Annotated in this window: 14 protein-coding genes and 1 pseudogene; all 15 read right to left on the minus strand. The window is 34.2% G+C overall.

Annotation, left to right across the window (positions count from 1 at the left end; all coding sequences use genetic code 11):
- Window positions 1–193: 193 nt before the first annotated feature.
- The 15 genes and pseudogenes from H8R24_RS07840 to H8R24_RS07905 all read right to left on the minus strand — a co-directional run bounded on the left by H8R24_RS07840 (window position 194) and on the right by H8R24_RS07905 (window position 25,778).
- Window positions 194–1,177, minus strand: coding sequence for an ISAon1 family transposase (locus H8R24_RS07840; RefSeq protein ID WP_187018118.1), 984 nt, complete (start codon window positions 1,175–1,177; stop codon window positions 194–196).
- Complete coding sequence (locus H8R24_RS07845) at window positions 1,161–1,523, minus strand: ISAon1 family transposase N-terminal region protein (protein ID WP_187018099.1); 363 nt, start codon at window positions 1,521–1,523, stop codon at window positions 1,161–1,163. The genes H8R24_RS07840 and H8R24_RS07845 overlap by 17 nt, the downstream gene beginning before the upstream one ends.
- Before the next feature lie 733 nt (window positions 1,524–2,256).
- Window positions 2,257–2,475 (minus strand): annotated as a pseudogene (locus H8R24_RS18155) (hypothetical protein); the annotation flags it as partial.
- 51 nt (window positions 2,476–2,526) lie between these two features.
- Window positions 2,527–3,828 carry an APC family permease gene (locus H8R24_RS07850; RefSeq protein WP_187018098.1) on the minus strand — a complete coding sequence of 434 codons (1,302 nt, stop codon included), beginning with the start codon at window positions 3,826–3,828 and terminating at the stop codon, window positions 2,527–2,529.
- A 35-nt stretch (window positions 3,829–3,863) separates the two neighbouring features.
- A complete protein-coding gene (locus H8R24_RS07855; protein ID WP_187018097.1) occupies window positions 3,864–6,815 on the minus strand; it encodes an FAD-binding and (Fe-S)-binding domain-containing protein in 2,952 nt (983 codons plus the stop codon).
- A 31-nt stretch (window positions 6,816–6,846) separates the two neighbouring features.
- Window positions 6,847–9,144, minus strand: a complete 2,298-nt coding sequence (locus H8R24_RS07860; RefSeq protein WP_187018096.1) for an aminotransferase class III-fold pyridoxal phosphate-dependent enzyme — start codon at window positions 9,142–9,144, stop codon at window positions 6,847–6,849.
- A gap of 129 nt (window positions 9,145–9,273) precedes the next feature.
- Window positions 9,274–11,409 carry a beta-galactosidase gene (locus H8R24_RS07865; RefSeq protein ID WP_187018095.1) on the minus strand — a complete coding sequence of 712 codons (2,136 nt, stop codon included), beginning with the start codon at window positions 11,407–11,409 and terminating at the stop codon, window positions 9,274–9,276.
- A 3-nt stretch (window positions 11,410–11,412) separates the two neighbouring features.
- On the minus strand, window positions 11,413–13,416 hold the full coding sequence (locus H8R24_RS07870) for an MGH1-like glycoside hydrolase domain-containing protein (protein ID WP_187018094.1): 2,004 nt from the start codon (window positions 13,414–13,416) through the stop codon (window positions 11,413–11,415).
- A 287-nt stretch (window positions 13,417–13,703) separates the two neighbouring features.
- A complete protein-coding gene (locus tag H8R24_RS07875) occupies window positions 13,704–15,206 on the minus strand; it encodes a RagB/SusD family nutrient uptake outer membrane protein (RefSeq protein ID WP_187018093.1) in 1,503 nt (500 codons plus the stop codon).
- A 21-nt stretch (window positions 15,207–15,227) separates the two neighbouring features.
- On the minus strand, window positions 15,228–18,365 hold the full coding sequence (locus H8R24_RS07880; protein ID WP_187018092.1) for a SusC/RagA family TonB-linked outer membrane protein: 3,138 nt from the start codon (window positions 18,363–18,365) through the stop codon (window positions 15,228–15,230).
- Window positions 18,366–18,422: 57 nt separating this feature from the next.
- Entirely contained in the window at window positions 18,423–19,979 is a 1,557-nt protein-coding gene (gene amaB, locus H8R24_RS07885; RefSeq protein ID WP_187018091.1) for an L-piperidine-6-carboxylate dehydrogenase, read from the minus strand.
- A 198-nt stretch (window positions 19,980–20,177) separates the two neighbouring features.
- The gene (locus H8R24_RS07890; protein ID WP_187018090.1) at window positions 20,178–20,993 is read right to left on the minus strand and encodes a DUF1338 domain-containing protein; all 816 of its coding nucleotides are present in this window, start codon (window positions 20,991–20,993) and stop codon (window positions 20,178–20,180) included.
- Window positions 20,994–21,042: 49 nt separating this feature from the next.
- A complete protein-coding gene (locus tag H8R24_RS07895) occupies window positions 21,043–21,378 on the minus strand; it encodes a hypothetical protein (RefSeq protein ID WP_187018089.1) in 336 nt (111 codons plus the stop codon).
- A 561-nt stretch (window positions 21,379–21,939) separates the two neighbouring features.
- Window positions 21,940–23,634: a tetratricopeptide repeat protein gene (locus tag H8R24_RS07900; protein WP_187018088.1), complete on the minus strand. Its 1,695-nt coding sequence runs from the start codon at window positions 23,632–23,634 to the stop codon at window positions 21,940–21,942.
- A gap of 455 nt (window positions 23,635–24,089) precedes the next feature.
- On the minus strand, window positions 24,090–25,778 hold the full coding sequence (locus H8R24_RS07905; RefSeq protein WP_187018087.1) for a sodium/sugar symporter: 1,689 nt from the start codon (window positions 25,776–25,778) through the stop codon (window positions 24,090–24,092).
- Window positions 25,779–25,795: the final 17 nt, after the last annotated feature.

Raw genomic sequence — 25,795 nt, forward strand, 5'->3', positions numbered from 1 at the left:
AAGCAGGCGGTCGAAGGTTCGAATCCTTCTGCCTTCACTTAAAAACCGATACTAATTTAGTATCGGTTTTTTTTATGGAAAATAATTAGGTTTTATTTTTTTGTGATGAGAAAGGTATAATATGAACTGTTTTTTTTTTTTAATAGTGTTAGCTTTTTAAGGATCAATCCCAAAACCTGTGGAGCGACAAGAATTAGGCATAAATATTAGTTAGCCTAAAAAGGAAAAACTCAATGTTTCTAACACCTCTAAACTGAGATCTAAAAGCTTTTATTTTGGCGTTAAAGGATTCTGCTGATGCATTAGTACTTCTATTATCAAAATAGTTCAATATGTTGTGATAATGATTGATTATGGTTCGAGATATTGTATTGAAAGACTTAAATCCTGATTGATTTACTTTTTCATGCCATTTAGCTAGTCTGGCAAAACCAATGATTTTGTCAGTTGTGTTTTCAAAAATGTTCTGTAATCCTTGAGATAGATTGTAAGCTTCTTTTATGTCGGGATATAATTCAAACAACAATAATGCTCGTTGTAATTGATTCGCCGTCCATTTTGATTTATTCTTGTATAAGAAATACCTACTTCTAGCAAGTAACTGCTTAATAGTATCTGCATTAGTCAATACTTCAGGCTCAAACCTTTTCTTGTTTTTCTTCGCTTTTTCTATTGCCTGATTTTCTTGGTCTATAGCTTGCCAACGGTATTTAATTCTTATTTCCTGTAAAGCTTCTGTAGCCAATTTTTGAACGTGAAACCGGTCGATGACGCGAGTTGCATTAGGAAAGGATTTCTTGGCAATGAGCCCCATATTTCCCGCCATATCAAGGGTTATCTCGGTGACTAGATTTCGTTGTTTAAGAGGGATTTTTTCAATGATAGCGATTACCGTTTCAGCTTTAGTTCCAGCAACCATTGCAACGATGGTTCCTTTTCTACCTTTTGCTGCTTTGTTCGTCAAAACAGTATAGAGTTCGTCATTAGATAAGGAGGTTTCGTCTATTGATAATCGTTTTCCAATGTTTTTAGGAAAAATAAGCCATTCTTTTGCGTGTGGTTTTTGATTCCAGATTTTAAAATCACTTAAGAAATCTTTGTATTGATGTTGTAGATTTTTACCGCTAACACCATAGAAAGAGGCTATAGCTTTGCAATCATTAGGCTTGGAATCTATTGATTTCTTTTAAAAAAGACGCGAACTCCTGTGTTACCCGAGTTTCGTCAGTTACTAAATTCCAATCCCTAAATACAACTTGTCCACTATCTTCGTTAAGCCATCTTCTGCGGGTGATATATAGATAAACTTGATGTCCACGAATAGGAAAATCTTGAATAGTTATCTCATCAAAGAATCCCTTGGAGCTTAATTTATATTGACGATATTCTTTTGGAATTGAATTAATCTCTTTTAAATAAAGATGAAGAATATCTTCTCCTTTTTTATAAGAAGTAAGTTCAAAGTATTCAACTATAATTTCTGGTAACAATAACTTGAGAAGTTCAACAAAAGAATCTTGCATTTGTATTAAATTTTAAAATGCAAATATCTAAATTTAATATTTCCCCACAACATTTAGACTTGATCCCTTTTTAGACTAACAAATTTTTATGCCTAATTCTTGTCGCTCCACAGGTTTTGGGATTGATCCGAATTGATCCTGTTTTTGTGTTTTGCAATTTCAGGACGTGGTAAAATTAGTATAAAAAAAAAGCTGCAATTAATTGCAGCTTTATATTGTGGGGAGAGTAGGATTCGAACCTATTCGGCTGAAACCTTATCTGTGCTGCATTTCTCTAAATTTATAACCTAATGTGCCACGATGTTGCCATGAGAACTGAATGAATTTGTTTTATAGCTAAATTATCATGTTATCAGCTAATTGACTTGATTATAATGAACGTAATAATTCATGTTTAGTAAAGTCAAATATAGCTAAATTTAGAATGGAATTGTATCAATTTTAAAAAATTATTATAGAATTATTGTTGCTTTTTTGATTTTTGGCAAGAATACTACTCAATGATGTGAGGGTATAATTGAACGTTTTAGTAGAGATAATTTTCAAATTTTCAAAATTTTAGGCATGCTTGGAAATCTAATGTGGCGATATAATTAAGGAAATATTATTCAAAAAATAAGATTTGATTGTAAATCATCCCATCGACTGGAGTGATTGGGGCTTCAATCGAACACCTTATTCCAATTTTAACTTTTTTAGGCAACTGTTTTTAAAGCTATTATTCATTATATATTGTAAGACTACTAGCGACTCTACCATCTGACGAATTTAATAGCAACGTTCTTAAAGCAGTTCTTAAAGTTATTCCTGCTCGACCAAATTCAGAACCATTTTTACGTTTTCTTTGAAACGTAAGATCGTTTTTAATTATATTGGCATCAATTCCATCTTTTTCACGTGCTAAATGCCCGTCTTTAGTTTTGTAAAAAGTAATATTGTTTATACGCTTGATGAAGCAGGGCGTAGAAAGGAAAAATAATTTGAATGATATAGTTGGCTAATTTTATTTAAGTGTTTTTTTGAATTTCTTTCTAAGGAAATATAATAAGCTCAACACTGTAATAAATATTGCAATAGCAATTACTTCAAATTGATTTAGATTAGTAAGTAGCCAAACTATAATTAGCGAAGATAAAATGGGGACTGTATAACCTCCTGGTATCCTGAAGCCGTCTTCTTTTAGAATGTTTTTTTTTCTTAATTTAATTACTGAAAGAGAAACGCCTAAATAAACTAATAGTATTGTTGCACTAGAAAAAACGGCTAATTGTTTAAACCCGCCCAAAGAAGAAAACAAGAATCCCAAGCTAGCATACACTATCACAGAAACATAAGGGGTAGCATACTTTTTATGTACTTTAGAAAGAGGTTTAAAAGGTAGAACTTTGTCTTTTGAAGCACGAAATAATACTCTTGGCATTCCTAGCAGTTCACTACTTAAGGTACCAAACATTGAAATTGCAGCACCAACTGTTAATATAGTAAAACCAATTGGTCCAAATACTTGATTAGCTACAATACTAAGCGGGTTCTCTTTGTAAGATGCCAAAGAATCTCCAAGTACACCTTGCGCTACTGTTTGGATAAGTATATATAGTGTCAAAACTCCGGCAATACTAAAAAAGATAGCTCTGGGTATATTTTTCTGTGGGTTATCAACTTCACCACTTACTGATAGTCCGGATTCAGCACCTTGAAAGGCAAAGAATAAAATAAGTGAAATAGTTCCAATATCATTTATACTCGGAATCGAATCAAAAGCTATATTGGCCATCGAAAATTCTCCCCAAGAAAAAAAGATAAGCAAAAAGAGAGGTATTAATTTACTAATGGTTAATATTTTTACTAATCTCATTCCTTCTCGTACACCAATTACATTGATATATCCTAAGCCAGAAAATATGACTAAAAAGAATATTACCCTGATTATTTCTGATTTAAAGAAAGGAAATATAGATCCGATTATATCTGCTACAGCATTGGCTACTGCCGCATCGGCAGATATAGTTGATAAGCCAAAAAGGACAACGGTAAGAAAACCAAAATAAGGGCCAAACGAAGATTGAATATAGGTGTATGCTCCTCCAGAAGTTGTTATTTTGCTCCCAACTTCAGCAAAACAAAGCATAACAAATGCAATTAATAGCCCGCAAAATAAATAAGCAAAAATACTTGCAGAGCCAAGACCAGCTGCAACTATTGCTGGTAGAGCAAAGATTCCGGCTCCCACCATTGTGTTTATCAAGTTAGCACTAAGGCCTAAAACGCCTATTTCTCTTTTTAAATGCTCTGTGGTTTCTGCCATTTTTATGGATTAATTAATTACATTATGTTTTTACACTATTTTAAAGCATTAAATAATATCTTAACAGGATGTTCTGCTTTTCGTCCCGTCCCGTCTGCAATTTGATGTCTACAACTGGTTCCAGAGGCAGAGATTAAAGTTGCTTCAGCTTCTGATCGAATTGTTGGAAATAATACCAATTCTCCTATTTTCATTGAAATGTCATAATGTTCTTTTTCGTACCCAAATGAACCTGCCATTCCACAACATCCACTTGGGATATTTAAAACTGTATAATTTTTAGGCATACTCAAAATTTTCTTCAAAGGCACCAATGATGATAAAGCTTTCTGGAAGCAATGTCCATGCATGCGTACACGCTCTTCTGAATCAGTAAAACTATCTGGTGAAATGCGTCCTTCTTCTAATTCTGTAGCAAGGAATTCCTCGATTAAAAAAGATTTTTTGGCAAACGCTTGGGCTTTTGTTTTAAAATCACCGCGGCACAAATCAGGATATTCGTCACGGAACGATAAAATAGCCGATGGTTCGATTCCTATTAAAACTGCATTTTCAGGAATAGATTTGGCGAAATCCTGAGTGTTTTTCTCCGCAATTTCACGTGCTTCTTTAAGCATTCCTTTAGAGAGATAGGTTCTTCCGCTGATCCCAATTTCAGGAATTTCGACTTGATACCCTAAACGATTCAAGAGTTTGACGGCAGTCTGACCAATTTCGACATCATAATAATTTAGAAATTCATCGTTGTACAGATATACTTTTCCGTTTTTAAAATTTCCTTTTTGCTCGTATTTTTTCATCCATTTTGCAAAAGTAATCTTGTGCATTAATGGTAAGTTTCTCTCGGTTGCAAACCCAGTAGATTTCTTGATGATGTTTCCTAATAGTCCTTTGGTTGATAAATTGTATGCCCAAGGTATAGAAGCAAAAAGCTTGTTTATCAATGGTGTATTTCCAATCAGTTTTGAACGGAATTTCACGCCATTTTTATCATGATATTGTTGTAATGTTTCCGCTTTCAGCTTGGCCATATCTACATTTGAAGGACATTCTGATTTACATCCTTTACAACTTAAACAAAGATCTAAAACCTCAAGTAGTGCTTCATCATCAAACTTATTCTCTTTTGGGGAATTGGTAATGGTTTCGCGCAGGATATTCGCTCTGGCTCGAGTAGTATGTTTCTCGTCACGGGTTGCCATATAACTGGGACACATAGTACCTCCACTTTTTTCTGTTTTTCGACAGTCTCCAGATCCGTTGCACATCTCAGCGGCGCGTAAAATTCCGTTTTGTTCAGAGAAATCAAAATAAGTATCCGGCATAGGAGTGTCCTGACCTGGTGTGTATCTCAGGCTGGTATCCATTGGTGGAGTATTTACAATTTTACCCGGATTGAAGACATTCCAAGGATCCCATGTTTGTTTTACCTGGATGAATAATTGGTTAATTTCTTCACCTAACATCAATGAAATAAACTCGCCGCGTAATCTCCCGTCTCCGTGTTCGCCACTAAGGGAACCTTTATATTTTTTTACTAAATGTGCAATATCTGTAGCGATGGTTCTAAAAAGGGCTGTTCCTTCTTGTGTTTTCAAATCAAGAATAGGGCGTAGGTGTAATTCTCCTGTCGCGGCATGCGCATAATGCACACAGTTTAAGTTTCTTTCTTTTAGAATCGCATTAAAATTTTCGATGAAATCCGGCAAGTCGTTTACATCAACGGCTGTGTCTTCAATAACAGCAACGGCCTTAGCATCTCCGGGGATATTAGATAATAATCCAAGTCCTGCTTTTCTTAGGGTCCAAACTTTGTTGGTATCCTCACCGTAAACAATAGGGAAGTGGTATCCTAAATTTTTAGAACGCATTACCGCTTCCATTTCTTTAGCGATTAGGTCGATTTCTTCTTTAGAATCTCTCAAAAATTCTACTGCCAAAATTGCCTGAGGATCGCCCTGTACAAAGAAACGGTTTTTGCTTTGTTCAATATTTTCTTTGGTACATTCCAAGATATAGTGGTCAATTAACTCCACACTATCAGGATTGAATTTTAGTGCTTCTAAATTGGCTTTCAAAGATTCATTGATACTGTTAAAATGAACGCAAACCAAAGCTGCAAAAGGTTTTAACGCATCTACAAGATTTAGTTTTATTTCCGTAGAAAAGAATAATGTTCCTTCAGATCCTGCAATTAATTTACAGAAATTAAATTTTTCATTAGAATTACCAAAGGGCATACTATCCGCCAATAAATCTAAAGCATAACCTGTATTTCTCCTTGGGATTGACTTTTTAGGGTAATTATCGTCGAATAAAGTTCTGTTCTCCGCCGAAGATAAAATTTCTTTCGCCTGAACATAGATCGCTTGTTCCAAAGGACTCACTACATTAATTCCGTTGCATTTGTCTTCAAATTCAGCATTCGTCAATGCACCAAAGCTTGCTTCGTTGCCATCAGCTAAGAATCCCTTGATTTCAAGAACATGCTCACGTGTTGATCCGTAAATTACAGATCGCGCTCCGCAGGCATTGTTTCCTAGCATTCCACCAATCATACAACGATTAGAGGTAGATGTTTCAGGACCGAAAAACAGATTATGCGGTTTCAAGTGAATGTTCAATTCATCACGAATAACTCCGGGTTCAACCCAAGCCGTTTTGTTAGCTTGATCTACCGAAAGTATTTTGGTGAATTCTTGCGAAATATCAACCACAATTCCGTTTCCTACGACTTGACCAGCAAGCGAAGTTCCAGCTGCTCTAGGAATTACACTACTATTATTTTCTCTTGCAAAAGCAATAATTTTTCGAATATCTTCCTTAGTTTTAGGGATGGCCACCGCCAAAGGCATTTCTCTATACGCACTAGCGTCTGTAGCATAAAGCGTACGCATAGTTTGGTCATAAAATAGTTTGCCTTCTAACTGTTTTTGTAAACTAGTAAGACTACCATTGCTGTCAGAAGCGGTATTGTTATTTTTCATTTAAAACAAAATCATTTTTTAATATAAAACGCTACAATTCACTTAAAGCAATATCTAAATACTGTATCATTTCATCAGCATTTTGCTTATTGAAAGGCATAGGCGGTTTTATTTTTAAAACATTGTGCAAAGGTCCATCTGTACTCAATAGATATCCTTTCTCTTTCATTTTTTCTACTACGATGTCAATTTCAGGAACAGCGGGTTCCATTGTTTGTCGGTCTTTTACCATCTCAGCACCAATGAACAATCCATGTCCTCTTACGTCGCTAATAATTGGGTATTTAGCCATTAAACTTCTTAATCCATCCATCAAGTGATTTCCCACTTCTAATGCATGTTGCTGCATTTCTTCTTCTTGAATCACATCTAAGACAGCTAACCCAGCGGTCATAGAAACAGGATTTCCTCCATAGGTGTTGAAATATTCCATTCCGTTATTGAAAGCATCGGCAATTTTATTAGTGACAATTACAGCGGCTAGTGGATGGCCATTTCCTATTGGTTTTCCTAATACAACAATATCTGGAACTACATTTTGCAATTCGAATCCCCAAAAATGATCGCCTATTCTACCAAAACCAACCTGAACTTCATCAGCAATACACACACCGCCTGCGGCTCGTACATATTCGTATGTTGTTTTTAAGTAATTCTCAGGAAGCGGAATTTGTCCACCAACACCCAATAGGGTTTCGCAGATAAAAACAGCTGGTGCTTTTCCTTCTTTTTTCAATACTTCAATGATGCGTTGTACATCGGCAGCATATTTTTCGCCTGCATTTGCGTCTCCATATTTATAAGGGCCTCGGTATAAATCTGGATTAATGGCTTTGTGAATCCACGGCATTTTACCAAAACCGCCTTTGCTATCAAATTTATACGGACTCATTTCCATAGCAACTGTTGAGGTGCCGTGATAAGCATGATCGAGTACGATTAGGTCTTTCTGTTTAGTGTAATGGCGGCTCATTCGAACCGCTAAATCATTGGCCTCACTTCCCGAATTTACGAAGTAGCAAACACTTAAAGCATCTGGTAATGTTGCCGTAAGTTTCTCTGCATATTCTATTATAGTGTCATTTAAATACCTAGTATTAGTATTTAAAGTGGCAATTTGTTTTTGCATTCTTCGAACCACAATAGGATGACAATGGCCTACATGCGAAGGATTATTTACACAATCAACAAAGGTTCTTCCTTTATCATCATAAATATATTGCAAGGCTCCTTTGACAATTTTTAATTTGTCTTTGTAACCAATACTCAAATTACGGCCTACGTTTTTTTGTCGACTTTCCAACAATTCAGTATAATCTTCATTATTGATTGTTCCTTCAAAACCACAGGCATTACGGAATGCATCTTGTGCTTTGATAGGGTTAATTTTAATAAGTTGGAACAATAAATCCCAGGCAGGTTTTTCAGTAATAAAGTGATGCTCATTGTTACTGTCTAATGAGGCATTATAAGCCGATTGTGTTACGCTGATACATAGTCTTCCTGCAATCAAATAATATAAAAGGTCTAATTCTTTTTCGGTAAGCGCGTATGATTTATGGTATCCCTCGACAATGCTAGCAGCAACTGCTAATGGGTCTTTTTCCCCAAGCATTGCGTAAGTACAAGTTATCGCTAAGTTGTTTATTAGCGCTGTGTAAACCATGTCACCAAAATCAATCAAACCACTCACTTGATTGTCTTGTACTAATACGTTGTAATCATTGGCATCATTATGAATGTAAGCGTGTCGTAAGTGATGTATTTGTGGCAGTACTTCGGTGTCAAACTGTAGCAGAAAATAACCGGCAATGCGTCTTTTTTCGTGATTAAGTATATGTTTTAAATTGTCATTGGCATCACTAGCTCTATTGATGTCCCAAGTATAATTGCGATGCATTGCTGGATGGGAAAAATCCTGAAGAACATGATCCATATTTCCCATAAAACAGCCTAAATTGTAATATAATTCATTTGATTTTGTTTCTTTTTCAACCCAAAAAGTACCATCCAAGAAGTTAAGAATCCTTAGATAATAGGTTTTTGAATCAACTACTATTTTGGTTAATTCTTCGCCTTGTTTATTGATGGAAAAGTGTTGGAAACGATCTGAAATCGTGCTGTTTGTTAGATGCTGAATGATTTTAACCTGTGCCTCTAAAAAAGGAAAAGGATGACTCTCATTTGATATTTTTAGAATATATTTTTCGTTTTTCTCATTCGATAAAAGAAAATTTAATTCATCATACCCATTTAATGTTTTCACAGTTACGTTTAAGCCGTAATGTTCTTTAACTAAGTGTTGAATAGTTGCTTCTGAAAAAGTCATTGGTATTGTATTAAATTGTTTTTGTCTGTTTTCTTGTAATCCTATAAGGTCTTTTTTTGACCTTGTAGGTATCTATAATTAAATCTACAAGGTTTCGAAAACCTTGTAGGATGAAATCCGAGGCTTTTTTTATTTCCAAATGACAGCTTGTGCAGGCAGTAAAGGGTTTTGACCAATTAGGATTTTGCTTCCCTTTGGAATAGATAAATTTATTGGTTCGTTAGAGTAATTCACGCCCACATAAAAACCATCTCTCCATTCTATAAAAACACCTTTTGGTAAGTCTTCAATTGCTAAATTGGCTCGTGAGTAAACACTACGTACAATTTGTCTTTCTAAGTTTCCATCATTACTTTCCACCCCGATATAGGTAATGGTTCCTTTGCCCAATTTTCGTGTTACAGCTGCCGCTTTTCCTCTGTAAAACTGGTCTTCATAGGTCGCTAATACCTCCGTTCCTTTTTTGGGTGTTAATACATCTGCCCAAGAATTCCATTGGTAACTAGTTTCTCCGGCTTTCACAATTCCATTTACATCAGTAACTAACATATCAAAAAAATCAACATCAGCGCCAATTAAAGGAACAATAGGCGCACTCCAATTGGCTTCAAAAAAGTGTCCGTTTTTATCTTTTTGTCCTGTACGACAAGTTAAGATTAAGTTCCCTCCATTTTCTACATATTTTTGCCATTTAGCCACTATTTTTTGATCGATAAGTTGGTAAGCGGGTGCCACAATAAACGGATAGTCCGCAAAATTATCTTCTTCGGTGATAAAATCCATTGGTGCCCCAGCAGATTTGATGGCGGCAGTATAGGTATTTCTGTGTTTCCAAGTATTCCAAAATTTAGTTTGTTTTTGGTTTTCCAAATCCCAAAGATTTTCATGACTCCATAAAAAGCCCGTTTTTATTTTGGCAATATTTTGAGGAAGAACCGCTTTAGGATCGTATTCTTTGCGAAGCATTTTCATATCTTGAATCGACTCTACAAATTCTTTTCCACCTGTTGTAAGGGTAACTCCATCAGTTCCCACAATTCCGTCATGATACATCTCACTACTTCCTAGGGGATGTCTGTATCTATAGGTACAAGTAAAAGAACAACCACCTCCAAAAGCTTGTGAAATCCACATATGAACTGTTCCGGGTAACAATTGCGGATTGATACCTGCCCAGTTTACCTGTCCTGGCTGTAATTCCATCACTCCAGTAACGCCATTTATAGACCTATAATAATCGTTGGCTTCATAGATTTTATTTGGAGAACCCATTCTAAAACTATCGCCTCCTAATGGATTCTGACCACTTACAGGATACATCGTATAAGTGATAAAATCCAATTTGTTGGCACTTCGTGGGTCAGCATCATAAATTACATTAGTAAAATTGGTGGTTATCCATTGTTTTGGATCGATGTATTTTCGAAGTATTTCCGCCTGTCTGTTTAGATAATCTGCTTGGGCATCAGAAGTGAATCTTTTGAAATCTAAAACAGCATGCGGACTTAGTTTATCTTCAAAATAAATTTCAGTATTGGGCAGAATTATTTGATCAAAGTTATTGTAACGAGTACTCCAAAAATTCCCAACCCATTCTGTATTTAACTTTTCTATAGTTCCGTATTTGGCTTTAAGCCAAATTTGAAATGCTTTGTGTGAAGAAGGACTGAAATCAGGAGTAGCCAAAGGCTCGTTGTCGATTTGCCAACCCATGATATTTTTGTTTTTCCCGTATCGTTTCCCTAATTCAGATACGATCTGATCGGTAAATTCGCGGTATTTCTCATTGGTTACAGATACATTAGCTCTATTGCCGTGTTCTCTGCGACGACCATTAGCATCGACCAAATAGATTTCGGGATATTTATCACCCATCCATGCTGGAGGAGTAGGTGTAGGAGTACAAAGAATCACTTTTAAACCTTCTTTTTCGGCTATTGCTAAGGCATCATCTAACCATTTAAAGTCATACTTCCCTTCCACGGGCTCCATATAAGTCCACGCAAATTCAGCAAAATGTGTGAACTCAAAACCTAACTTTTTTATATTTTTTAAATCACGATCCCATTGTTCTCTTGGCCATTGCTCAGGATAATAGTAAACCCCTATTTGCATTAAATCAGGTTTAGAGAAAAAGGATTTTGGATCTTTTTTGGTTATTGTAGCTTTCTTTTTTTCTTGTGCAAATAGTGAAGCCGAATTCAAACCTGCTATAAATAGGAGGGAGAGTATAAATTTGGCTAATACCGTATTTTGATTATTCATTTTCTAGTTTTTTAAAAGTAACATTAAGTAATGGGCTGCTGACCAACTAAAATTTTCGGCTTCTAATCCTTTTCCAGTAGTAGGATGGTAGTTTTCCCGAATGGATTTTCCTTTTTCCAAAGCTCCTTCGGCATTGTGAATGAGTTTGTGAGCCAGTTGATTTGCTTCGTTTTGATACCCGTATTTTTCCAGTCCATTGATCCCAAAATAACTTTGGTCCAACCAAATTGGTCCTCTCCAATAACCGTTAGCAGGATTGAATTTTGCTTGGTTAGCTGCCAAGGTTGGCAAAGGAACATAAGTATTAAAGGTATCTGGATTCAGTAAATTGTCTTTTATGGATTTTGCCTGTTCTACAGAAGCAACTTCAGCCCAAAGAGGTAAAAAACCTTCACAACCCATATCGGTTATGATGTTTTTCCCATCGATCGAAGTGTCATAAAACCAGCCTGTTTTGGTATCCCAAAATTGGATTTGAATCTGTTTTTTTAACTTCGTACCTTCTTCATTCCAGTTTTTTTCTTCGCTTACTAATTTCAAGACCTTAGCCATCTTGGCTAAATAGTTTTTTTCGGCATATAAAAAGGAATTTAAATCAACACTTTCTTGGTCTATTGAATAGGCGTGTTCTCCATTTTTCAATATTTTACTGTTGTCGAATCGTACAGCATTATCCATTCCGCTTTCCCATTTTCCAGCAATTAAAGTACCATCGGTGGAACCAAATTCGCACAGTCCATCTTGATCGTGGTCCCTTTCTTTGTACCACCAAGCATGGTATTTTTTTAGTTTTGGATAAAATTCTTTTATGAAACTAATGTCTTTGTTTTGTTTGTAGATTTCCCAAACAGCCCAAGCCGCTAGTGGTGATTTTGTGTTTCTGTAATTATTAGGTTCAATTAAAGTGTCTCTATAAATGCAATCTGGAATAAAACCATTTGGCTCTTGATAATCAAACAAAGCACGCATTTGATTTTTAGCCAGTTCTGGATTGAAATTTGCTACTGCTGCGGCGTGTTTCCAACTGTCCCAAGCCCAGAAACCATGAAACCATTCATAATGATAACTAGGGAAAAGGCCTTCGTGCTTCAATCCTTCGGCAGCAATTCTAGTGTTGTTTTGTAACGTAAGAATTAATTTTGCTAAGAAAACGGAGTATTCAGCTCCTTTATATATTGATTTCTTTTTGGCTATTAATTGCGCTAGCTGATTTTCTTTTTCTTTTTTTGTATTCTTTAAAAGAGTGTCGAATTTTATTTTTGCCAAATTTTCCTTTTCTTTTTTCCAATCGTATTGAGGGAAAATATAAGTTTGAGAAACCACTATTTCTTTGGTCTCATTTGGTTTTAATACTAGCTCGTTGGCATTTGCTGTAAAGCCCTCTTTTCCAATTTCAATTTGAATCTTTTCACTTAAAAACTGAATATAACCAACCGCATTACTTTTTGAGGAAACTAATTTTAGAATTTGCCCTTCAGTAGACAGATGCATATTATCCAAGTATATTTTTGAATCAAAAGCGGGGTTTATTGCTATTGTTTTTGAAGTTCGATTTGTAATACTCGTTTTTTGAATTGCTGAATGACCCGATGAAAAAACAAGTTCTTGTTTTACATCTATCTTTTCATTTTTAAATTCTTGCTCTAAATGACTATTATAACTACTTTGATTTACTAAACTTGATTTCCAATTGATCAGTTCTTGTTGATTGTTATCTAGTAGATGTAATGAAATAAGGGAAGAACTTAACCAAACTCCATTTTGTTCCGTCATTAAATAAGGCCCTGAGAATCCGCCCTGCATTTCGGATTGCTCCAGTAAACCAAATGCAAACCATGCTCCTTTATCAGAAAAAGCCAATGATTTTCGGTCGGTTGCATTCTTTCGGCTCCCTTTGTAATCTAAGCTATTTTTACTTAATTCTAAGTTTGAAAATAGGGATTGGGCATTACAAATTTGGATTATGAAAAAGAATAAAACAAGATATAATGTTTCTTTTTTGTACATAATTATTAGATTATTTGATATTTTTTTAGAAAAAATTCTATTTTAAACTTGAAGTCTTAGTGATTTAAACAGGATAGTTGCTATATATTTTGCATCCTCTTAAAAGCTAGTAAATCTATGAAATTCTTCTAATAGAAGTCTTATGATTATTTCAATATTACCAATTTTTAAGGCGATTTTTTTTAATAAATTTAATAGTTTTTAGATGAACGTTACAAAATTTAAATAAGAACAGCCCAAATATTTCATGGGCCATTCCTTATGCATTTTAAACTATTTTAAACAGTTTAATTATTCTGTATTTCAGTTAATGGAACTGGATAAAAGTTGTTTTTTGCTGGATTAAATCCAGTACGTCCAACGGCATCTAACGCTGCTTTTGTTTTTCCCCAACGACGTAAATCATAGAAACGGAAATTCTCTAACGGGAACTCAATTATTCTTTCATGCTCGATTTGTGCTTTTACCGCGTCATAACTTACCCCAATCATACTTGGCATATCTGCACGATCTCTTACCGTATTGATAAATGGAATGGCTTCGGCAGTACGTGTTAATTCGTTTAAAACTTCAGCCTTCATTAAAAGAACATTAGAAAACCTCATTAGAGGCACATTCATACCCAAGAATTCTGTGTTCATTTTTTCTTGAGTAGGAGGCAAGTACTTGCGAAAAGCGGGTTTATCAATACCGCCAAATTTTTTATCGTAGGTATCTCCAAAAATTCTTGGATTAGCAGGATCATTAAAATAAGGATCTTTAAAGAAAATGGTAGCATAAAGACGCGAATCATAATTTCCAGTAGTTGCTATTTTGCCTTCTTTTTTGAATTCATTTATCAACATATTTGTTGGCAAAATTTCATCCCAACCACCTAGTTCACTTGCTGCCATCCAAAAATGAAGGGCAGTACGATAGAAAGCACCATTTGAGGTGTTTCCAGTAAATTGAAGTTCAAAAATTGATTCTATTGAGTTCTTGTTAGTACCGTCAAACATACTTACATAGTCTTTTACAAGTTGGTATCCTTGCACTTTGTTAAGAGCGGTTAGTGCATCATTTAAATAAGCTTGTTTTTTTGCAGTTTCTTCATAAGCTCTTGTCAAATAAACAAATCCTAAGTAACTATTAGCTGCTCCACTAGTGGCACGTCCTGTTTTATCAGCAGGTTGTTTTGCAGGAAGTACTTCAGCAGCGGCTTTCAATTCACTTGTAATGAAATCCCATGCTTCGGTACGGCTAGCAAGAGGAGCACTTATTTCGTTCTGATCTGTGATGTATTTATTTCGTATTTTAATTTGTTCCCAATTCAGAATTAATTTTAGATGATAGTATGCACGTAAAAAACGTGCCTCCGCTACAATCTGATTTTTATCAGAGTCGCTTATTGCTGAGGAAGACATTTCACCCACCTTAGTAATCACTTGATTTGCATTACTAATACCGCGGTAATTTAATTTCCAATAGCTTGTAAGTTGACTGTTTCCATTAGTATAAGTAAAATCAGCAAGTTCAACCCAGTTTTGATAATTAAGAGCATCGCTACCTAATTTACAAATATCTTCTCGATACGCTTCTACTGGCCATTTTACTTCGGAGAAAGCGTATTCCTCAACGGAAGCTTCAAGGAGAGCGTAGGTAGCTGAAAGACCAGCTTCTGCATCCGATTTTGTTCTCCAAAAAGTAGAAGAACTAAGTTGATCTGGAGACTGTTGTTCTAGGAAATCACTACTGCATCCTACCAATGTTGCTAGGCTAATAAGTACGAATATATTTAATATTTTTTTCATGATTGTTTCTTTATAAATTTCTTAAAATATGTACTGTACACCTACAACAAATGATTTGGTAAAAGGATATACAAAACGATCGACACCTGTATCTAATAATGAAGTTCGAGAAAACTCTGGGTCAATCCCTGAATATTTAGTGATGGTTAATAAATTTTCAGCACTTAGATAAAATCGTAACTTGTCTATATTAGCTGTTTCTAATATTCTTTTAGGTAAAGAATAGCCAATTTGTAATTGGCGTAAGCGAACAAAGTTTCCGTTTTCTAGGAATCGATCAGACTCTCTACTATTTCCATTAGGGTCCCCAAGGACTGCACGAGGAATGTTACTGTGGTTGTCTGGTGTCCAAGAATTAAGAGTTGAGGCTAACATATTTGTTCCTGAGTTCATAGATTCATAAAAATATCTATTTCCATTGTATAGTTTATTTCCCCAACCACTTCCAATTAGAGCGCTAAAATCAAGTCCTTTATAATTTGCGCCTAAACTTAAGTTTGCTTCCACTTTAGGTAATCCAGTACCAGCATACTCTTTGTCATTCTGATCAATCACACCATCATTATTTAAATCTTTAAATTTAATATCCCCAGGTTTAGCATTAGGTTGAATTAAATTTCCATTGCTAGTATAACTGTTTACCTCATCAATAGATTGAAAAATTCCATCGGTACGGTACAGATAAAAGGAGCTTATTGGTTTGCCTACACGCGCTTGAGTTGGAAAATGCTCGGTATCATATTTAAGACCTTGTCCATTAATGGCTTGGTCAGTATTTGCCAAAGATTCGACATTGTTACGAAGTGTAGTTAAATTAAAACCAACATTGTATTTAAACTCATTGCTTTGCTCACGATAATTAATTTCTAATTCAAATCCACTGTTGCTTATTTTACCAACATTAAGAGTTGGGTCATCTATTCCTGCTGATGGTGCCAATTTTTTAGTAATTAATAAGTCTTGTGTAATATTGCGGTAGTAATTTAAAGAACCACTAACTTTGCCATTTCTTAGGGTATAATCGATACCAATATTTTTAGAATCGGTTGTTTCCCATTTTAGTTTTCTATTTTCTAAAGCTGTAGCTATACTACCTGGCCACGGGTTACTACCTGTACCTTGAACATAACCTGAATTCAAGTAATTTCCAGAGCTAATTAGTGAACTTGAGGTATAATAACCTAAAGCAGCCTCATTTCCTAGTTGTCCCCAACTAGCACGTAATTTTAAATTTGTGAAAATGAAATCTTCAGGGAAAAAATCTTCTTGGTCAATTTTCCAACCTAAAGCTACAGATGGGAATACTCCCCAACGCGTATCTTTTCCAAATTTTGACGATCCATCATATCGTAATGTTGCTTGAGCTAAATAGCGATCCTTTAAAGCGTAGTTAAGACGACTATAATAAGAAAGTCTATTGTATTGATATTTTGAACCATCTGCTGAATAGGTTCCTCCTTTTCCAGCTCCAATAGTTTCAAAACCTGGATCTAGAAAACCTGCTGTAGATTCATTTGTTACTAGTTGACCATTTACTACTGTTTGAGAGGTTGTTTTACCTTCTGCTGTGATATCATTCCAGTTTGAAGAGGATGGGTTGATGGTGTTACCTAATAAGAAATTGAAAGAATGATCTCCAAATTTTTTATCAGCTGTTAAAATATTTTCTAAAATTTGCTCATCCCAATACGTTCTTACCTCTCTATAAACCGTGTATTTTTCAGGTGCTTGAATATTGGCAATAAATGGAGGGTTGTGTGCTGTTCTTTGCGAGTTTTTTACATGATAGGAATAGGCAGTTTTGAATTTTAACCAAGATGCAATATTTGCCGTTATCGATAAATTTGCAGTAAGATCTTGTCCTTTTTCGATTCCGCTTCTAAAATGCTCGTCTGCAACTGGGTTTGTGTTAAATGGTAATCCATCTTTATTTGTTAACCCATAACCATAAGTTTCATTTGGATCCAATACAGGAACCAATGGAGAAATCATATAAACCTCTTTTAGTTGAAAATTTGGCTGCTCGCTTTGTGTTGAAACATACGCCATTTTAGTATCGATATCAAAAATTGATTTTTTGAAACTTACTCTTGCGCTTGCATTTTGTTGTCCAAAATTATTATCGATAACAATACCTTTTTCTTTGGCATAGTTTCCATAAAGTGCAAATTTAATTCCACCTTGTCTGCCTTGAATTCCTAAACCATAATTTTGGGCTAATCCAGAACGAAAAACTTGGTCTTGCCAATTGGTATTGTATTGTGAAGGCGCTGTAATGTAGGCAGGTAAAGTCACTGGGGAATTACTGTATTTATTGTATTCATCATACATTCTTTTATGAACAGTACGGTAACCATCGGCATCTAATAATTCCAGTCTTTTTGCTGTAGAAGTACTATTTATGAAAGAGCTAAAATCAACTTTAATTCCTTCTTTTTGACCCGCTTTTGTAGTAACGATTATTACACCATTTGCTGCTACAGATCCATAAATTGCTGCAGCTGCTCCATCTTTTAAGACTTCAATTGATTCAATATTAGTTGGGTTCACTGAACTCATTGATCCTTGAAAACCATCAATAATATATAAAGGCTCTGTATTACCAAAAGTATTAATTCCTCTAATTTTTACTTTTACAGCTGCTCCTGCAGTTCCTCCACTTTTTTGAACATTTACACCAGCTACAAGACCTTGAAGTGCTTCAGCAGCATTAGTTGTTGCACGGTTTTCTATACTTTCTTTTTTAACTGAAGAAATAGCTCCGGTAACATTACCTTTTTTAATTGAACCATATCCTATGACAACTACTTCATCTAGTTTGTTGTTTTTTTCCTGAAGCGTAATGTTTAACTCTTTATTGTTGTTTACATTTAAGGTTACTTCGTTAAATCCGATATAGGTAAAAGTTAAGCTTGGGTTTTTTATATTAGCAGGGATTCTTAATGTGTATTTTCCATTTTCATCACTATTTGTACTTACTGTAGTTGATGCTAATGTAATATTTACACCAGGAAGTGTATTTCCATTAGCGTCTGTTATTTTTCCTGAAATGCTTTTTTGCGGTTGATTCTCTTGTGCAAAACTAAAGTGTGGTTGGCAGAGAAACATCATAAAGAGAATGAAATTTATCCTCTTAAATAATAGAATTCGTTTTTTCATTGGTAATAAATTTGGTTAATTAAAGTTTTATATTTGTCTAGTTTTTAGTCACTTGTTTTATTGCAAGTCAAATTTTATCCCTTGTGCTAGTGGTAAGCTGGTGGTATAATTAATGGTGTTGGTTTGACGCCTCATATATATTTTCCAAGCATCAGATCCAGATTCTCTTCCGCCGCCAGTGTCTTTTTCGCCACCAAAAGCGCCTCCTATTTCTGCTCCAGAAGTCCCAATGTTTACATTGGCTATTCCACAGTCAGAACCTACAGCGGATAAAAATCTTTCAGCTTCACGTAAATTATTAGTCATGATAGCCGATGATAATCCTTGCCCAACTCCGTTTTGATATTCAAGTGCATTATCAACATCCCCACTGTATTTTATTAAATATAAAACAGGGGCAAAAGTCTCGTGTTGCACGATCTCAAATGAATTTTCAGCTAAAGCAATTGCTGGCTTTACATAACATCCGCTTTCATAACCTTCTCCAGAAAGAACTCCTCCTTCAACTAAAATAGTTCCGCCTTCTGCAACTACCTTATCTAACGCAGCAGAATACATTTTGACTGCGTCTTTATCGATTAGTGGACCTACATGGTTGTTTTCGTCTAATGGATTTCCTATTTTAAGTTGTTTGTAAGCGGAGACAATAGCGTCTTTTACTTTTTCGAATATACTTTCATGAATAATCAAGCGGCGCGTTGAGGTACAACGTTGTCCGGCGGTACCTACAGCTCCAAAAACTGCCCCAATAACAGTCATTTTTATATCGGCATCAGGAGTTACGATTATCGCATTGTTTCCTCCAAGTTCTAAAAGAGATTTACCTAAACGAGCAGCAACAGCTTGCGCCACTATTTTCCCCATTCTAGTTGATCCTGTAGCTGAAATTAATGGAATACGAGTATCTGAAGTCATCAATCCCCCCAATTTATAATCACCATTAATTAAGCATGAAATTCCTTCGGGCAAATTATTTTCTTTAATGACCTGAGCTATAATGTTTTGACATGCTATTCCGCAAAGAGGTGTCTTTTCTGAAGGTTTCCAAATGCAAACATCTCCACAAATCCATGCTAGGGCGGTGTTCCAAGCCCAAACAGCAACTGGAAAGTTAAATGCCGAAACGATACCAACAACTCCCATAGGATGGTATTGTTCATACATACGGTGCCCAGGTCGTTCAGAATGCATGGTTAGCCCGTGCAATTGACGTGATAAGCCTACGGCAAAATCACATATATCGATCATTTCTTGTACTTCTCCGTATCCTTCTTGCAGTGATTTCCCCATTTCGTAAGAAACTAATTTTCCTAAAGCTTCCTTATTTTGGCGTAATTTCTCTCCAAATTGACGAACAATTTCGCCGCGTTGTGGAGCAGGCATTAAACGAAAGGTTTTGAAAGCCTCAGTAGCTGACAGTATTACTTTTTCGTAGTCTTGTGCTGTAGACATTTTTACAGAACCAATCAATTTTCCATCGACTGGAGAAAAACTTTCAAGGATTTCGCCATTTGCGAAATGATTTAATCCTGTTGAGGTTCCCTCATTAATATCCTTTACTCCTAGTTGGGTTAAAGCTTCTTTTATTCCAAATTGTGATGTTGTTGTAGACATGTGTTTTTTAGCTTTTGAGCATACTTTTAGCAATTAAAAACAAGAATTTATTTAATTTATAATTGCTGAAAAGGCTATACTTCAAGGGTTAAACTCTATTTTGTAGTCGTGTTAGAATTATTATTTGCTAATTAGATTACTAGTTTAATATTATTAGGCGATATTTCTTTTTGACAGTTTTTTTCGAGTTAGACTTATTTATAAATTGTTTTGCAATTTTACATCTGTGCTTTCAAAAATTTTATCTGCTGATGAAGCGATAAAACCTTGATATAATTCTCCATTTGGCATAGGGTAGCGAAGTGCAAATTCGTAATAGCAAGATGGAATTTGCATTGCACCTTCATCAAAATTGACGCTATGTAGATCAGCAAGTGTGCTTGACTGTTCTAATAATTGTTCAGGAGTACCTTTTATTTTTCCTCCTGATGAGTTTAGTTTCCATTCGCTATTTTCGAGAAAAGCATTCAAAGATTCTAAGCTATTAAAATTTTTTAATGCATTTACGTTGATCGTGAAGTGGTTTGCACGAAACCCATATACATACATCCAAGCAGCGTATTCTGATTCTTCTAAAAGTAAATTGTAAACAGCAATTGATTTGGTTTTCCATACAGCTCCACTTAAAACTAATTCTGGATTATTGAATGTTGCTGCATCACAATTATCCAAAATCTCTTTTACGGTTGCTTGTAATTTTATAGAACATTTTTCTAATTCTAATTCTGAGATAAAAATTCTTGGAGCATTCTTATCAGTTGAGTGTTCATAATGCTTTGCAAATAACTTTTTTGATTCAAAAATATATTCTCCTTTCTCTTCATAGCCAACGTCTAGAAAAAGTCTTTCTAACACATCTATATTAATTCGCTTATCATTAAATGTGCGAATAGCAATATGGTCATTTTTTATTTCTTCTCCTTTTTCCTTTAATAAATCCTGAATTTTTTTAGCGGAAGGCGTGATTTCAGTGTACTGTTCCCACAATTTTGTAAGTAATTCGGTTTTGTTCATTTTTAAAATAATTAGTATGATGTTAAATGTAACTTTAGTGACAACTGTGTCACAATGGCGTTATTTTAGTATTATAAATCCCCCATTTTAAGGTTGCTTTTATGTGAATTTTAAATTTTATATAATTGATAAACAAATGGTTGAATAACAATATATCATTGCGATAAAACGAATTATCTAGATAAATAGATCGTAAAAATTCATGATACAAATGGTAGAATTTCTTAAATACTAATCCAATATTGCAGACTTGACTATTTTCACCAAAACCTCCTTTTATAATAATGTAATTTGGATATGACATTTTTACAAATCCAAAATGCATTATTATAGAAAGTAATAAATTAGACGTTTTTAAGAACGTTTTTGATTTTTTGATTACCATCGTAATTTATTTGTTAGCAGAATTAGAATTCAATTTTAATTTAAGTTTTGGATTCACAAATATTAAATTATTTCAAGATAAAACATCAAAAAGGAGCTTTACTTGACCTTTACATTTTTTTACTAAAGCATTAAATACAGTGGCTTAGCAAAGAAATAGGAGTGTTGCTAGTACATTTTTAGTATGATGGGGATTTTTTTAAAGGCAGTTTTTATTATTGTCAAAATAAAATTCAATTACAGAAAGAATAGAGGGTGTCTTAAAGTAAGAATATATTGTTGATTAGTTTGATATGGCACTACCAATTATGAAGTTCTCAGTGAGAAAAGCAATCAAAATTTACAGTAAAAACACACCAGACTATTCAAATTATATATTAACACCTAATGAAGTGCATTAACAGATTCAAATAAAAAGGAATACTTATAATGCAAAAAACAGTTGCGAAATTAATTTCGCAACTGTTTAATAATTTGACAATTTTTGTCTTATAAATTTTGTTAATCATTGAGGACGACGACAGAGCATAATATTTGAAGATGTCCAAGAAAGATTAATAGCCTATATGTTTTCCAGATAAACAACCAAGTTGTCTTTATTTTCTAATCCTAATTTTTTTCTTAACCTATGCCTTCCAATTTCTACTGAATTAGCAGAGATATTATTAATATTTGCTATCTCTTTAGAGCTAAGTTTAAGCTTAACCTGTACGGCCAACTTTATATCTTTATCAGTTAAATTAGGATGTTTTTCTTTAATTCTAAATAAAAAATCACTTTGTAGGGTTTCTACGTTGGCGTGAAATTGCTGAATATCTTCATTTAAATCAAATTTAAAAGTGTACTCTTTTATAAGCGTATTGATGTCTTGCTTAAGTAAGCTTAAATCAGTAAATTTTAAATTTTTTAAAGATTTTGCTAGGTCCTTATAAATGTTAGTTCTTTGAGAAATGAATAAAGCTAGATTTGTAAGTTCCTTCGTTCGAAAATCCAGTTTGCGTTCTAAATTCTCCTGTAATAGAAATTGTGATTTTAGTTTTTCCTTCGAAAGTTTATGATTTTGTAGATAAATAGCTTTTTTCTTTTTTATATTATTCCACAACGAAGCTATTACTAGAATTGCTATGATTGCCAATAATATAGAGCCAATCAACAAGGATTTTCTTTTCTGTGATTCCAATTGACGTTGTTGCTCTAATAACTTGATTTCAGATTCTCGTCGTTCAGCCTCATATAGAATTCGCATTTCAGCCAACTTTTCACTTTTATTGCTTGAGAAAACTTCAGAGTTTCCATTAGTATATTTCATATAAAAATTGAAAGCCTCCTTATAGTTATTTAATGCTAAATAATAATCGGACATAATTTTATCATTCTCTAAAACGAGTTCCTTTTTATTACCCAATACTTTAATAATAGTCTTAGCTTCTTCTAACAATGAGTAGCATTCTTTATAATTTTTAAGCTTTAAATACACTACTGCAAGTTCATGAAGAATATAAACCTTTTTGTAGTCATATTTAATTTCACTCTCAAGATCCAGAGCAGACTCTAAGAATTTTTTGGCCAAATTGAGTTCATTAATTTTGCGATAGCAAATACCCATATTTTTCATGGTTTCTGCGATTCTGTCCTTATTTTTAGAATCTTTTATGAGTTTTAAAGATTTTTTAAAAAAAAATAATGCCAAATTATAATCGCCTTTGCCATTATGAATTATTCCGATACTGTTATAACTGTATGCAATTCGTTGCTTGTCACCTATTTTTTCATGTATGACTAAAGCTTGGGTATGATAATCTAATGCTTTTTCATAATACCCAATGTCATAGTACAACCAGCCAAGTGTGCGTAATGTAAAGGCGAGATCATAATCATTTCCGATGTCTTTTCGTATTTCTAATGATTGTAATCCGTATTTTAAAGCTTTGTCGTAGATATTATTAAACAAATAACCCTGACACAAATTTATTAGTGCTAAACCTTCTTGGTCTTTATTTTTAAACTCAATTGATAAACGTAAAGCTTCCGAGCCATATTTCATAGTTTTATTAGGATCAATGACCCAATATATCTCGGCAATTCTATTTAATAATGACAGTTTTTTTTCTCCTATAGATTTCGGCAAGATTGTTAACAAACTGTCTAGTTCAACTTGTGAATCACTAGGATTTTCATCCCATATATTTTTCTGAGATTGGGCGGTAAAACAGATGAATATAAAACTAATAAGTAGGAGATGAGGGAGTTTTTTCATTGCAAGAAAGTTTTAAAAATAGAATTATACTCTTTATTATATTGCTTTTAAAGCTTCAAATATCATCATTATTTATGTGTTTAAGTTCAATTGTGTAGACTTAAGATAAGTTAAAAAACCAATGTGTACTATTATGTTTATTGATATTATTGTATTTATATTTTATAAGCAGTTCATTTCCTGATGTTTTGTCTAGTAATAATTCTGATAAATTTTATAGAATTTGGTAAAGCGAACTATTGCCCTTAAATCTTTTGCGATTATAAAAACTAAACAGTAGGATATATGCTAAATACCAATGAAAAGCACGAACAAAATCAAATTAAAATGAGAACTTATAAAATAAAAAGCAGTAGTAATAGTGAGTTCACTACCGCTTAAAAATTATACTTTTATTTTTTATTAATCCCGTATTACTTTTTCATGACTAGACAGATAATTAAAATTTAATTTTACTACCAGAAAACAGAATAAAGTGCGACTAATATCCCTGCAATTAATAAACTTCCTGCCAAAAAAGCATTGTTTACTTTAAACATTGAAGAATCGATTTCTAGTCCTTTGGTTTTTATACCACGATTATGATCAATCAAACTAATAACAACCATACAGGCTACTGATATCGCAAATACAAATCCCATACGATCTAAAAATGGTATTTCATATACACTTGGACCACCTTCTTGAGGCACTAAAGTGGAAAAACCCATGCCGCTTAAAAATTCTAAATTCACAAACTTAGGCAAGAACTTCAATACTACAGACAATATAAATCCACCTATGGTAGCAAACATAGCTGCATTTGAGCTTGTTTTTTTCCAAAAGAAACCTAAAATAAACATGGCAAAAATACCCGGACTTACAAATCCACTGTATTCTTGAATAAACTCAAAACCTCCTTTTTTATCAATTCCTAGATGTGGCGCAATGATTACAGCAATAAGCATTGATGTGACCACAGTGATTTTACCTACTTGTACCATTCTCTTTTCACTTGCATTGACATTAATTTTTTTCTTAAAAATATCCAAAGTAAAAATAGTTGCAATACTATTTACTTTCCCAGCGAGGGACGCCACAACTGCTGCAGTCAAAGCTGCAAATGACAACCCTTTCAATCCAACAGGTAATAAGTTCAATAATACTGGGTAAGATCGATCTGGATTTAAAATTCCATCAGGCCCTAGCATTTCAGTTTGTAATCCTCCTTTGGTGTAAATCACATAAGCCGCAATACCCGGTAAAACAACAATAACCGGCATTAATAATTTTAAGAAAGCAGCAAATAATATTCCACTCCTAGCTGTTTTTAAGTCGGCTCCCAATGCACGTTGTGTAATGTATTGGTTACAACCCCAATAATTTAGATTTACAATCCACATTCCACCAAGTAAGACTGTAAGACCCGGTAAGCTAGGATAGTTTGGACTGTCTTGTTTAAAAATCATGTGAAAATGGTCCTGTGACTGACTGTACATATAGTTAAAGCCTTCTATAGCACCAGCCTGACCATTTAGTTCTGCTACTTTATTTAACGCTAAGTACGTTGTTACTAATCCTCCGAAGATTAAGAATACAACTTGAATAACATCAGTATAACCAATTACTTTCATTCCTCCTAAAGCAATAATAATGGCAAAGAATGCTAGTCCATACATACATAAATCCAAGTTTATCCCTGAAATTCCGTTTACAGCTAATGCCCCGAGATAAAGTATAGAAGTCAAGTTAACAACAACATAAAGCAACAACCAAAAAACAGCCATGATCATGGCTACATTGCCGTCATAGCGCTCATTTAAAAATTGAGGCATGGTGAAAATTTTATTTTTCAAATAAACCGGAATAAAAAATACTGCTACAACTATAAGAGTAATCGCGGCCATCCATTCATAAGTTGCAATTGCTAGACCCATTTTGAATCCGTTTCCAGACATAGCAATGAATTGCTCCGAAGAGATATTAGAGGCAATTAAAGAGGTCCCAATAGCCCACCAAGTCAAAGAACCCTCAGCTAAGAAGTAATCGTGTGAAGCCGAGTGGGTAGCTGTTTGTTTTCTTTTGTAGATCCAAAAACCGTAGCCCGAAACGATAAGAAAGTAAACTAGAAAGACTAAATAGTCCGTAAGTTGTAATGTGTTCATATTGAAAAATATTAGTT

This window comes from Flavobacterium muglaense, from assembly GCF_014305155.1.
GTDB lineage: Bacteria > Bacteroidota > Bacteroidia > Flavobacteriales > Flavobacteriaceae > Flavobacterium > Flavobacterium muglaense.

What these genes read in the sequence shown, in the direction of transcription:
- H8R24_RS07845 (WP_187018099.1), bottom strand. Translation starts at nt 1,523, where the DNA reads ATGCAAGATTCTTTTGTTGAACTTCTCAAGTTATTGTTACCAGAAATT.
- H8R24_RS07850 (WP_187018098.1), bottom strand. Translation starts at nt 3,828, where the DNA reads ATGGCAGAAACCACAGAGCATTTAAAAAGAGAAATAGGCGTTTTAGGC.
- H8R24_RS07855 (WP_187018097.1), bottom strand. Translation starts at nt 6,815, where the DNA reads ATGAAAAATAACAATACCGCTTCTGACAGCAATGGTAGTCTTACTAGT.
- H8R24_RS07860 (WP_187018096.1), bottom strand. Translation starts at nt 9,144, where the DNA reads ATGACTTTTTCAGAAGCAACTATTCAACACTTAGTTAAAGAACATTAC.
- H8R24_RS07865 (WP_187018095.1), bottom strand. Translation starts at nt 11,409, where the DNA reads ATGAATAATCAAAATACGGTATTAGCCAAATTTATACTCTCCCTCCTA.
- H8R24_RS07870 (WP_187018094.1), bottom strand. Translation starts at nt 13,416, where the DNA reads ATGTACAAAAAAGAAACATTATATCTTGTTTTATTCTTTTTCATAATC.
- H8R24_RS07875 (WP_187018093.1), bottom strand. Translation starts at nt 15,206, where the DNA reads ATGAAAAAAATATTAAATATATTCGTACTTATTAGCCTAGCAACATTG.
- H8R24_RS07880 (WP_187018092.1), bottom strand. Translation starts at nt 18,365, where the DNA reads ATGAAAAAACGAATTCTATTATTTAAGAGGATAAATTTCATTCTCTTT.
- amaB (WP_187018091.1), bottom strand. Translation starts at nt 19,979, where the DNA reads ATGTCTACAACAACATCACAATTTGGAATAAAAGAAGCTTTAACCCAA.
- H8R24_RS07890 (WP_187018090.1), bottom strand. Translation starts at nt 20,993, where the DNA reads ATGAACAAAACCGAATTACTTACAAAATTGTGGGAACAGTACACTGAA.
- H8R24_RS07895 (WP_187018089.1), bottom strand. Translation starts at nt 21,378, where the DNA reads ATGGTAATCAAAAAATCAAAAACGTTCTTAAAAACGTCTAATTTATTA.
- H8R24_RS07900 (WP_187018088.1), bottom strand. Translation starts at nt 23,634, where the DNA reads ATGAAAAAACTCCCTCATCTCCTACTTATTAGTTTTATATTCATCTGT.
- H8R24_RS07905 (WP_187018087.1), bottom strand. Translation starts at nt 25,778, where the DNA reads ATGAACACATTACAACTTACGGACTATTTAGTCTTTCTAGTTTACTTT.